The sequence below is a fragment of the Enterococcus sp. XAF26B05_ASV22 genome, from assembly GCF_056727285.1.
This window is the reverse complement of the sequence record NZ_CM161538.1, coordinates 1,498,521-1,510,853: the sequence shown is the minus strand read 5'-3', so window position 1 is coordinate 1,510,853 and position 12,333 is coordinate 1,498,521. Positions and strand designations below refer to the sequence as shown.

Here is a 12,333-nt window from a genome sequence, read left to right as displayed (position 1 = left end):
TCCTAACAATAACGATGAATAAATTCAAAAACAGTCGCAAAATAATGTTCTGGTTCATAGATAAAAGAAGACAAATGCGGCGCTTTTTCAATAATCAAACTTTCCTTCACCCCTGTAGTTGCCTCCATATTTTCATAGAGCATTTGATGAGGAACAAACTTGTCCCCAGTACCATGAATAAATAATATCGGCAACTGATTCTTAGCCAACTGCGCGACAGAAGAAGCTTCTTTAAGTGAATAGCCTACTTTCTTTTTTGCTAATACATTGGCAATTGTCAAAATCGGAAATGCGGGTAATTTAAATGCCGATCGTAACATAGCACCAAACTCGCTATACACCGAGGAATACCCACAATCTACCACTAGTCCTTTTATATTTTTTGGCAAAGATTCTCCACTTGTCATCATCACTGTTGAGGCCCCCATCGAACCGCCAAACAACACAATCTCTGCTGTCGGTTCAAATGCAATCACTTCTTGAACCCATTTTAATAAGTCTAAACGATCAAGCCACCCCATTCCAATGATATTTCCTGTGCTTTTGCCATGTGCTCTTAAATCAGGAACCAAAATATTATATTGTTGCTCTGAAAACTTAGAGGCAACATAGGCCATATCGCGCTGTCCAAACGAACGATAACCATGAACACAGATTACCCATTTTTTACTTTCAGGATGCGGAATGATCAAGCGACTATATAGTTTCTCTCCGTCTGTTTCTATCCAATGATCTTTTGCAAATGATTGTTGCCAAAATATGTCCCCTTGCTGCTTTTGTTTCTCTTCAGTAAGGTCATAATGAGATTTTCCTTTATTAAAATTATCTGGATTCATCATTTTATGCCCTGTCTTGACATACCAATTGTTATGTCTAAAAAGTGCTACATTTAAGAAAAAATTCGCTGCGTAAATTGAAATTCCAATAATCAAAATCGCAAAAACAACTAGAATCAATACAATCCATACCAAACGAGACACCTCTATTCTGAAAATTTAATTCCTTATTTAATTATACTCTTATTTAAGAAAAAGAGTATGAATGTACTCAAAACAAAAAAGGTGTAGGATATGACTCTATGAGTCACACCCTACACCTAAGGAATCCGGACAAACAGTGGAAGCAGAAGCAACTACCGTGCTTTGCTTCTATCACATCAAATTCTTAATGCTTTAGCACCTAGAAATGGATTGAAAATGAACACGTTGTCCCAACCTCTTAAAATTCTTATTATTCGCAATCCAATGCAATCAAATCTTCATACGTTTCGCGACGAATCACGAGTTTATCTTGACCGTTTTCCACAAAAACAACAGCAGGTTTTAGATTACGATTATAATTATTTGCCATTGAGTAACCATATGCCCCTGTGCTTGTCATAGCAAATAAATCTTCTGGTTTTAGAGGAGGCAACTCGATAGTTTTAATTAAAATATCTCCCGATTCACAATATTTACCGACAATTCTCATTTCTTCTGGCGTCTCTTTACTAATTCTGTTTGCTAAAAATCCATCATAAATTGCATCGTATAAAGCAGGACGAATATTATCCCCCATTCCACCATCTACTGATACATAGTGACGTACATCTGGAATGACTTTTTGTGAGCCAACTGTATAAATCGTTGTGCCTGCTTCGGCGATAATGCTCCGACCAGGTTCAATCCAGATTTCAGGAAATGTATAATCTAACAATTCGCACTGCCCTTTTACTGCATTGACGATAGCTTTAACAAATACTTCTGGTTCTAGTGGATCATCTGCTTCTGTATACTGCACACCAAAACCACCACCCATATTTAAAACATCGACCGTATAGTTAAATGCTTTTTTCCAGTCATTTAAGATGAGTAACATTTTTTCAACAGCAGCTAAAAACCCTTCAGCAGAAAAAATTTGTGAACCTATATGACAATGAGCTCCTTTTAAAATTAAACGCTCATCAGCCAAAATTTTTTCTAGTGCTTGAGTTGCTTGTCCACTATTTACATCGAAACCAAATTTAGAATCTTCTTGTCCAGTTAAGATATATTCATGCGTTTCGGCATCTACACCTGGTGTAATACGAAACATGACGTGTTGTTTCTTCCCAGTTTCTTTTAAAATAGCACTTAATAGCTCAATTTCATAAAAATTATCAATAATGATCATCCCTACACCTTGTTCAACTGCATAGAGTAGTTCTTCTTTAGTCTTATTATTTCCATGAAATTCTATATTCTTAGGTGACATACCACCCTTAATCGCCGTAAAGATTTCTCCAGCAGAAACCACATCACACCCAAGTTCTTCTTCTTCTAAAAGTTTATACATTGCTAAACAGCAAAATGCTTTACTTGCGTATATAACCTTATTTTTTACGCCTAAAGAGTTAAACGTTTTTTTAAACCCTCTTGCACGTTCTCGAATATGGGCAACATCATAGACAAATAATGGCGTTCCATATTTCTCAGCTAAACGAACGGTATCACATCCACCAATCGTTAAATGCTCTTGTTCGTTAAATTCTGCCGTTCCAACTAATAGTGGCATCTCTTCACCTTCTTCAATGGATTTATTAAAAATAATAGCATAAAAATGAAAAACTTCCTATCTCTTTTTCACTCATTTCTCAAAAGGTAACCTACATTTTTAGTAATTGTTTATATAGCTCTTCCCCTAACCCTTTCATCCCATCTTTTGCCGGTTGATTTCCAAAAAGAATGACCAGATTTTTATTCCCCTGATCGCCGTAAATAATTGTTCCATAACCACCTAAACTACCTTCTGAATATTTCAGGCCATCAAAATAGATCATCCCTGACTGATACCCTTGCGCCTTAACATTTGCAAGTTGCTCATATTCATCTTGGTCAAAAAGTTTCCCATTGGTTAAACTTTGAAGAAAGACCCAAAAGTCTTTCGTTGACATATACATATTACCAGCACCTAACAAACTAGAAAATAATTTTTCATTTGCAGGTGAAGGATCCGCTTGGTAATCCTTCTCTCTATAAAAATAAGGAATCGGTATTGTTTCTTTTTTTGGTAAATCATCCCAAAAATAAGTATGTTTCAATGACAAATTATCGATTACTCTTTTTTGCACAACTTGGTCATAGGGTTGTCCTGTTACGTTGGAAATAATGCCAGCAAGCAAGGTATAGTTACTATTAGTGTAATGAAACTCTTTACTTTCTACCACAATCAAAGTTGCTAAAACATGATTTATCTGGGTTTCCTGATTGATCAAAAGCGTTTCAGGTTCTTCTTCTGCCATACTAATACCTGAATTGTGATCAAGCAATTGCTGAATTGTAATTGTCTGACTTGACATGATTTCCGGATAAAAACGATCTAAAGTAGTATCTAATGTAAGTTTTCCTTCTTTCACCAACTCTAAAATAAGCGCGCCTGTGATTATTTTCTGTAAAGAAGCAATTGGAAAAATACCATCTTTTTGATTTGGACGCTTATTCTGTGCATCTGCATATCCGTAACTTTGTTGATAAAAAATCTGATCTTTTTTGACAAGCAAAGCCGAACCTTGAAAATGAGTTTCATTGATTATCTGATCGATTTTATTTTTATTGTCAGAGCTCGCAATATCGTCTTTTTGATTCAGTTGTTGCTTTTCTGATAAATGATTTACAAAAACACGATTTTCTTTATTAAAATACCAACTCGCTAACAGGAGCATAAGTAATAAAATCACCCCTCCTGCAATGGACCATTTCCACCGCATTCCCATCTCGTTCCCTTCTTTCTTGAGCCACGTTCAATAAATTATACCATCTACTGAAAAAAAAGCAGACTCCTAAGAAAAAAGAATTAAAAAAGGACTAAAACAACCGCTTTAAAAGTCATCTTAGCCCTTCCCTTTTTTTATAGTTCTTGCGCAATCGTCAATATTGCAGCTGGAATCCTATATGGTGAACAAGAGATATAATCTACACCCATTTTTTTCAAAAAGTGAATCGTTTGAGGGTCTCCGCCTACTTCACCACAGACGCCGATTTTAATCGTCGGATCAAACGCTCTAATTTTATCTACAGCCATTTTCATCAAGGTACCCACGCCTTCTTCATCGATGTGCTGAAACGGATCTTCTTTTACTAACAATTTATCTTGATAGACTCCGATAAATTTACCAGAATCATCACGTGAAAAACCATATGTCAATTGCGTTAAATCATTCGTTCCAAAGCTGAAAAAATCAGAAACTTCAGCTATTTTTCCAGCTGTTAAACAAGCTCTAGGTATCTCTAGCATCGTCCCAATTTTATACGGAATAATTTGGTCCATTTTGGCAAAAATCGTTTGGATGGTTTGCTCTAAGTGCTTTCTTAGAAATGCTAGCTCTTCTTTACTACCGATTAGAGGAATCATGATTTCTGGTGCAATATTTAGTGTTGCATCTTTTTGACTAACTTCTATTGCGCTTTCAATAATGGCCGCTACCTGCATTTCATAGATTTCAGGGGTTGTAATAGCTAAACGACAACCACGATGTCCAAGCATAGGATTTTGCTCGTGTAGTTCTTCAATACGATGCTTAATTTCACTGGTTGTGCGTTGTGTTGCATTTGCTAAATGAAGGATGTCTTCTTCTGTCTGTGGTAAAAATTCATGCAACGGTGGATCTAGCAAGCGGATCGTGCAAGATTTTTCTTTCAATACAGTAAACATTGCACGAAAATCATTTTTTTGAAATTCTTTAAGTCGCTCTAAAGGAGACAGCAGTGCTTGCTTATTTTCCGCAAGAATCATTTTACGCATTTCACCTATTCTTCCTTCTCCGAAAAACATATGCTCTGTTCTTACTAAACCAATTCCATGTGCACCTAATTTCAGGGCTGTTTCAATGTCGGTTGGCGTTTCTGCATTCGCCTTAACATCGATACTTGCTCCTTCTTTTGCCCAGTTCGTGACTGTTTTTAATAACTGCCATTCATCCCCTTCAATGTACGGAATGCTACCAAGATAGATGGTTCCTGTTGTTCCATCGACTGAAATGGTATCTCCTTGACGGACTAAAACATCGCCTACTCTTGCTTGTGTTAAAAACTCATCTACATAGACTTCTTCACACCCAACAACACAACAAACCCCCATTCCTCTGGCTACGACAGCCGCATGAGAAGTCATTCCACCTCTAGAAGTCACGATTGCTTCACTTACCACCATACCTTCAATGTCTTCAGGAGAGGTTTCTTGACGGATCAAAATAACTTTTTCACCTTGTTCGCTCGCTTTTTTTGCTTGTTCTGCTGTAAAATAAACAGCCCCATTAGCAGCACCTGGGCTGGCAGGTAACCCTTTCGCAAAAACCACCGCATTTTTTAATTCATTTGGTTCAAAAACAGGATGAAGTAACCGAGTGATCATCGTTGGATTAATTCGTTTGATCGCTTCATTTTTTGATATTATGCCTTCTTCAACTAACTGAATACAGATTTTAAACGCGGATTTAGCCGTTCGTTTTCCAGTTCTAGTTTGCAAAAGATACAGCTGCCCATTCTCTATCGTAAATTCGATATCTTGCATATCTTTGTAATGACTTTCCAGCAAATGGCTCAACGTTAAAAATTCTTGATAAACATCTGGCATCAACGTTTCAAGTGCACTGATCGGTTTAGGTGTTCGTATACCGGCAACGACATCTTCTCCTTGGGCATTTAATAAAAATTCACCGAAAATTCCTTTCTCTCCTGTTGCAGGATTTCTAGTGAATGCAACACCTGTCCCACTTTTGACACCAAAATTGCCAAAAACCATCTCTTGAATATTGACTGCCGTTCCCAATGAATCAGATATATTGTGTAAACGACGGTAAGTAACCGCTCTACGGTTATCCCATGAACGAAAAACAGCTTCCACAGCTGACATTAATTGCTCGTATGGATCTTGTGGGAATGCTTGATGTGTTACCTCAAGAAAAATATTTTTATACACCGCTACCAATTTTTGCCAATCTTTCGCTTGCATCTCAGTGTCTAATAGGTATCCTTTTTTTTCTTTGTAAAATTCAAGCTGTTGATCAAAGCGATTTTTATCGATCCCGCAAACGACGTCACCATACATTTGAAGAAGTCTCCGATAACAATCAAAAGCAAAACGACTATCATCTGTTTTTTGACTTAATCCTAAAACCGTTTGATCATTTAACCCTAAATTCAAAATAGTGTCCATCATACCAGGCATTGAGAATTTTGAACCACTTCTCACAGAAACTAACAAGGGTTCTGAAGAGTCGCCTAATCTCTTCTTCGTTCGTTCCTCCATACTCAAAACATGTTGACGTATTTCTGAGTGAATATCCTTTGACTTCGTTTCCTTCTTTTTTAAGTACTCTAAACAAGCTTCAGTTGTGATCGTAAATCCTGTTGGAACCGGGAGATTCATTTTTGTCATTTCAGCTAAATTTGCCCCCTTACCTCCTAATAAATCGGCTTGTTCTTTACTACCCTCTGAAAAATCAATTACATATCTCATAAAAAACTTCTCCTTTTTGCGTTTTATAGTGTATCATATTTAACTTAAAAACGATTATATAGTGTGTATTATTCATTGTCAACTTGTATTAGTATGGCTTATTTTTATTGTTGCTTTATTTTTATAAGAAATATATAATAATTAGTGTGTCATATTAAGAAAGTAGGTCGATAAAATGAAACTTACCTCAAGACAATTGGAGATCATCAAGATCGTTAAGGAAAATGAACCAATCAGTGGTGATAATATTGCAAAAACACTTGGTTTAAGCCGAGCAACCCTGCGAAGTGATTTAGCTATTTTGACGATGACTGGTTTGCTTGATGCTAGACCAAAAGTTGGTTATTTTTATACGGGTCAGGCAATTGAGCCCTTACTTTATGAAAGACTCTACAAAAAAACAGTCGAAGATATTATGCTGCCGCCAATACTTATCCATCAAAGTACAACGGTTTATGACGCTGTCACAAATTTATTTATGTACGATGTTGGTTCATTATATGTTAAAGATGACAATGATGAATTGAATGGTGTTCTATCACGTAAAGACTTACTACGTGCTGCTATTAGTAATCCTAATACTGAAAAGACACCCGTTGCGATGATTATGAGTCGCATGCCAAACATCATCACGATCCATCGTGATCGCACGATTTTAGAAGCCGGTAGTCTTTTGATGCAACACAATATCGACACCATACCCGTTGTTGAAACCAATCAACCGAAGAAAGTCATAGGAAAAGTGACAAAAACTAGAATAATGTCTTACTTTATTCATGCTGGCAACGATATTGAAAAAGAAAACTATTGATGATCTGTGAGAATGAAATAAAAAATACTCACGTATCAAACCTCAAAAATTAGGAGAGTGCATACATGCAAAAAGACAAAATCAATATTTATTTAGTATCAGATTCAGTTGGAGAAACGGCTCAAAAAATCATTTCAGCCGTCTCAGCTCAGTACCCGAGTATTGATATGAGCGATATTCAACGTTTTCCATTTATCACAGATGAAGAATTATTGAAACCTATTTTGAGAGATGCTTTACATGACAAAGCTGTTGTTGTTACGACATTAGTGAATAAAAAACTAGTACATTTAGTCAAAGACTTTGCTCAACGAACTGGATTACAGTTTGTCGATTACATGAGCCCACTAAGTGAGATTGTGGAAGGAACGTTTGGCATTCAACCATTACAAGAACCAGGTGCCATCCATAAATTGAACGAGCAATATTTCAGCCGAGTTTCAGCCATCGAATTTGCAGTCAGATACGATGATGGCAAAGATTCAAAGGGCTTTTTAGAAGCTGATTATGTATTATTGGGTGTTTCTCGTACGTCTAAAACACCATTAAGCATGTACATGGCTAACCGAAATCATAAAGTTGCCAATTTACCATTGATTCCAGAAGTTCCTTTACCAGCTGAATTGGATCAAATCAATCCTAAAAAAATCATTGGTTTAACAACTAGTATTGATAGTTTGATGAACATCCGTAAATCTCGTTTACATTCATTAGGCTTAAAAGAAGATTCAGCCTACACGAATGCCGATCGAATTCAAGAAGAACTAGACTATGCTACTAGCATTTTCGAAAAATACAACGCTCTTGTGATAAATGTTGATAAGAAATCGATTGAAGAAACAACAACCATCATCGAAGACTTAACCCAAAATAAATAACAAGGAGTCCCACTATGAATAACGCTCGCTCTAATGAACTAATTGCTGAAATTATAAATTTAGAAGCTATTTTGAATTTACCCAAAGGAACTGAACATTTTATCAGTGACCTTCATGGAGAATTTGAAGCGTTCAACCATATTTTAAGAAATGGCTCTGGGAGTATTCGTGACAAGGTTACAACTCTTTTTAATCAAGTGCTTTCAGAGGAGCAAATAGATGAATTGTGTTTTTTGATTTATTATCCTGAAGAAAAAATTCAGTCTTTGACAGTTCAGCAGTCACTCTCTGACAATTGGTGGTTTGAAACCATTAACCATCTTTTGATTGTTGTTCGTTTTTCATCAAGTAAATACACTCGCTCTAAAGTTCGCAAAGCATTGCCTCAAACTTATGCATATATTTTAGAGGAATTGATTTATCAATATGATGAAAACACCAATAAAAAGGCATACTACAAACAAATCATTCAAAAAATCATTGACCTTGGTGAAGGGGAACGATTTATAACAGATCTAGCTTATCTAACTCAGCGCTTTGTGATCGACCATCTTCATGTAATCGGAGATATTTTTGATCGGGGACCATATCCTGATAAAATCATGGACACTTTGATTGGATATCATTCTCTTGATATTCAATGGGGAAATCATGATATCATCTGGCTAGGCGCCATGAGTGGTTCAAAAGCTTGTTTGGCCAATGTCTTACGTATTTGTGCTCGCTATGGTAATCTTGACCTTCTAGAGGATGCCTATGGGATTGATTTGAATTTGCTAAAATCATACAGTCGCAAAACATATCTGGACAATAGTCAATTTATGCCTAAGAAAAATCCTTATAGGAAACTTAGAATTTCAGAAGTAACTGATGCTATGAAAATTCAACAATCTATGGCGATCATTCAAGAGAAACTTGAAGGTCAACTGATCAAACGTCGCCCAGAATTTCAAATGGATCACCGTTTGCTCTTAGATAAAATATCTGATAATCAGATATTAGTTGATGGTCAACCCTACAAGTTAGTCAATTCCTGTTTTCAAACAATTGATTGGTGTGATCCTTATCAATTATCTGAGGAAGAAGAAATGATTGTAAACGATCTAATGGACCAATTTCAACACGCTAAAAAGTTGAAGCAACAGATGACTTTTCTTGTTGAAAAAGGCTCGCTTTACCTTTCGTACAATCACAATTTATTGATTCACGGTTGTATTCCCCTAAATAAAGATAGCACGTTTCAATCTATGGTCTTTAACGGAAAATGCTATGCTGGCAAAAGCTTACTCGATTTCTTTGAGGTAAATATCAGACAAGCTTTTGAAGAACCGTGGAAAAGTGAAGATTTTTCAACTGATATTGTTTGGTACCTGTGGTGCGGTGAAAGTTCTTCTCTCTTTGGAAAAAAAGCGATGAAGACCTTTGAACGTTATTTTATCGAAGATAGTGAAACCCATGTGGAAGAAAAGAATTCTTACTATGACCTAAGAAATAACGCTGAAGTATGTCAACGTATTTTAAAAGCCTTTTCTATTACTGATTCAGATGCACATATCATAAATGGACATACTCCCGTTAAACTGATCAAAGGAGAATCTCCAATCAAAGCCGCTGGTAAAATGATTGTTATAGATGGTGGCTTTTCAAAATCCTATCAAAAAATAACGGGAATTGGCGGCTATACTCTTTTATATAATTCTTTTGGTATGCAACTAGCTGCTCATAAACCTTTTTCCGATAAAAAAACAACGATTGAAAACAACGATGATATCATTTCTACACGGCAAATTGTTGATCGCCAATTAACGCGATTAAAAGTAAAAGATACCACGATTGGTCTATCACTAATCAATGAAACTAGAAAACTAAACCAACAATTAAGTCATAATAAACTTTCTCCTTCTAAATAAAAAATAAGAACTAAAGCGTATTGATTTACACTTTAGTTCTTATTTTTACTCGATCAATTCAAAAGCTTGATTCTTTAATTCATAGACTTCATCACATGCTTTTGCTACTTCTTGTTCATGCGTCACGATAATAATACATTTTTTTTGATCATGCGCTACTTTTTGAAATAACTGAACAATATCTTTTGACGTCTTTTCATCTAAATTACCAGTCGGCTCATCCGCTACAATAAGTTCATGATCACAACATAGTGCTCTAACGATCGCTACACGTTGCTGTTGACCTCCAGAGAGCTGATTCACATTCTTCTTAGCAAGTATTTCATCAATCCCTACATTAGCTAAATTTTCCAACGCATACGTTCTCTTATCATCTTGTTTTGAGCTAGAAATCGCCATTGCAGTTAAAACATTATCTAATGCTGACATATAAGGCAATAGATTATATGCTTGAAATATAATTGATACATCGCTTTTTCGATAGTTTCTTAAACCGATTTTGGTGAGCGCATCTCCGTTGTAAAGAATTGTTCCTGTCTTAGGCACGTCTAATCCTGCTATTAATGAAAGAAATGTTGTCTTGCCAGACCCACTTGCTCCTAAAATAGCATACATCTTTCCACGTTGAAATTCTAAATTTACATTCTTATAGAGAAATTCATCTTCATTTTTATACCAATATCCTACGTCTTTTGTTTGTAACATTCCATTCCCTCTTTTCTATGTGGTTAAGATTTTTTTAGGCTGTAGTCTTAAAATTCCAATAGATGACAATACAATCGAGAAGAAACTGATTAACAATCCTAATCCAGCTAATGTTGCGATTTCTTTTGGTTGAACAGAAATCTTTAATTCTTCGATTGCTTTCGCTGCTTCTGCGGAACTAGCACCCATTCTACTCATACCACCGGCAGCTGGTCCTCCTTGTCTTTGTTCACTGCCTCTACCACCTTTTTCAGTTGGTCGGCCTTGATTATTTACAGATTGTTGAACCGATTCTGTTTGTTGGTTGATCAACTGCTCACCAACTACATTTCCTACAATATTTCCGCTAAAGGTTGCAATTACTAGCGCGACAAACATACAAATAATGATTTCGCTAAAAAATTGTAAAACAACCTTGAATCGAGATTCTCCAAGTGATAATAATACGCCGATTTCATAACGTCGTTCTCTAATTGTCATCATCACGATCAACGTCAATATAATAACGCCAGCTACAGCAACTAAAATAACAATATTTTTGGCAAAGCTCGCAACATTGTTTAACGGTTGTAGCATTTGTTGGTAGGCTTGATCATTTGTTTGCAGACTATAACTTTCTGTATCGATCACTTTTTCTGCAGCTTTAACAAACGTATCCATTTGTTTTGGATCGTCTAATGTGTACGAAGCTGAGTCAATGGTGTCTTTTGCATCATCACCTTTTAAAGTATTCGCAAATGTATAAGATGTATACAACGTATTGGCTGGATTTAAAAAATTAAACATCATCCCCATACTGTCACCATTTTCAGTAGTTTTATAAATCCCTTTAATCTTTACTTCATACGTTTTTGTATTATTTTCTGGATCTGTCACCTTAAATGTGTCACCGACTTTTAGCTCATTTGCATCAGCTAAAGTTTGCTCGATCACCACATTATTTGTGTCTTTGTCTGAATCATTGATCGCTTCACCGCTAGTCATTTCAGAGGTAGCATCAGAAAAGTTACTTGTCATTGACAAATTCATAACACCACTTACCTGAAAATCACTTTCATTCATGTCAGACGTTGGTCCTCCACCCATTCGTTCACCAGCTTGAGGTGCACCTTCAACTTCACTGTTCGTTTGATCATTACTGTCTGCCGATGATGTTATAATTTCACTGTCGGATTCAGTAGAAATTGGGGTAATGCCCTCTCCTGCTCCTGCAGAAGATGAAGATAAAAATGAATACGATTTAACATTAGTCAAATTAGCTATCTTTTGTGCTTGAGTTAAAGAAACGGGTGTTAAACTAAAACTACCTGGATTTGGTTTTTCCCCTGTGGTCCCTTCTTGGCTTTTTTTCATTGCCGCTTCTCGATTAGCTGACAAAGTAACTGTTGCACCTACACTTTTTTTAGCATTTTCTGTTGCAGTCAAAGCTGCACTTTGAATCGTTAAACCAGCTAAAACAAAAATCAAAATAGCTGAAAAGACAGCACATAATAGAAATGTTCGCCCTTTCTTTGTCTTCATACTTAACATTGCACGTTTGATAAAATTCATGGAC

At 36.1% G+C, this 12,333-nt stretch carries 9 protein-coding genes; 3 read left to right on the top strand and 6 right to left on the bottom strand.

Annotated elements, in window-relative coordinates:
• Window positions 1-2: 2 nt before the first annotated feature.
• The 4 genes from AC1PU0_RS07495 to ppdK all read right to left on the bottom strand — a co-directional run bounded on the left by AC1PU0_RS07495 (window position 3) and on the right by ppdK (window position 6,474).
• Entirely contained in the window at window positions 3-971 is a 969-nt protein-coding gene (locus AC1PU0_RS07495; protein WP_479998796.1) for an alpha/beta hydrolase, read from the bottom strand.
• Window positions 972-1,230: 259 nt separating this feature from the next.
• Window positions 1,231-2,532 carry a diaminopimelate decarboxylase gene (gene lysA / locus AC1PU0_RS07490; protein ID WP_206849846.1) on the bottom strand — a complete coding sequence of 434 codons (1,302 nt, stop codon included), beginning with the start codon at window positions 2,530-2,532 and terminating at the stop codon, window positions 1,231-1,233.
• A 91-nt stretch (window positions 2,533-2,623) separates the two neighbouring features.
• On the bottom strand, window positions 2,624-3,724 hold the full coding sequence (locus AC1PU0_RS07485; protein ID WP_479998795.1) for a serine hydrolase domain-containing protein: 1,101 nt from the start codon (window positions 3,722-3,724) through the stop codon (window positions 2,624-2,626).
• Window positions 3,725-3,864: 140 nt separating this feature from the next.
• Complete coding sequence (gene ppdK / locus AC1PU0_RS07480) at window positions 3,865-6,474, bottom strand: pyruvate, phosphate dikinase (RefSeq protein WP_206849843.1); 2,610 nt, start codon at window positions 6,472-6,474, stop codon at window positions 3,865-3,867.
• A gap of 175 nt (window positions 6,475-6,649) precedes the next feature.
• Here ppdK and ccpN point away from each other — a divergent pair, with 175 nt between their 5' ends.
• From ccpN to AC1PU0_RS07465, 3 genes are all read left to right on the top strand, one after another.
• Window positions 6,650-7,285: a transcriptional regulator CcpN gene (gene ccpN, locus AC1PU0_RS07475; RefSeq protein WP_206849841.1), complete on the top strand. Its 636-nt coding sequence runs from the start codon at window positions 6,650-6,652 to the stop codon at window positions 7,283-7,285.
• A 65-nt stretch (window positions 7,286-7,350) separates the two neighbouring features.
• A complete protein-coding gene (locus AC1PU0_RS07470) occupies window positions 7,351-8,163 on the top strand; it encodes a pyruvate, water dikinase regulatory protein (protein WP_206849840.1) in 813 nt (270 codons plus the stop codon).
• A gap of 14 nt (window positions 8,164-8,177) precedes the next feature.
• Window positions 8,178-10,073, top strand: coding sequence for a fructose-1,6-bisphosphatase (locus AC1PU0_RS07465; RefSeq protein WP_206849839.1), 1,896 nt, complete (start codon window positions 8,178-8,180; stop codon window positions 10,071-10,073).
• A 45-nt stretch (window positions 10,074-10,118) separates the two neighbouring features.
• On the opposite strand, the gene AC1PU0_RS07460 is transcribed toward AC1PU0_RS07465, so the two are convergent.
• Both AC1PU0_RS07460 and AC1PU0_RS07455 read right to left on the bottom strand, forming a co-directional pair.
• On the bottom strand, window positions 10,119-10,778 hold the full coding sequence (locus AC1PU0_RS07460) for an ABC transporter ATP-binding protein (protein WP_206849838.1): 660 nt from the start codon (window positions 10,776-10,778) through the stop codon (window positions 10,119-10,121).
• A gap of 15 nt (window positions 10,779-10,793) precedes the next feature.
• A complete protein-coding gene (locus AC1PU0_RS07455; RefSeq protein ID WP_206849837.1) occupies window positions 10,794-12,329 on the bottom strand; it encodes an ABC transporter permease in 1,536 nt (511 codons plus the stop codon).
• Window positions 12,330-12,333: the final 4 nt, after the last annotated feature.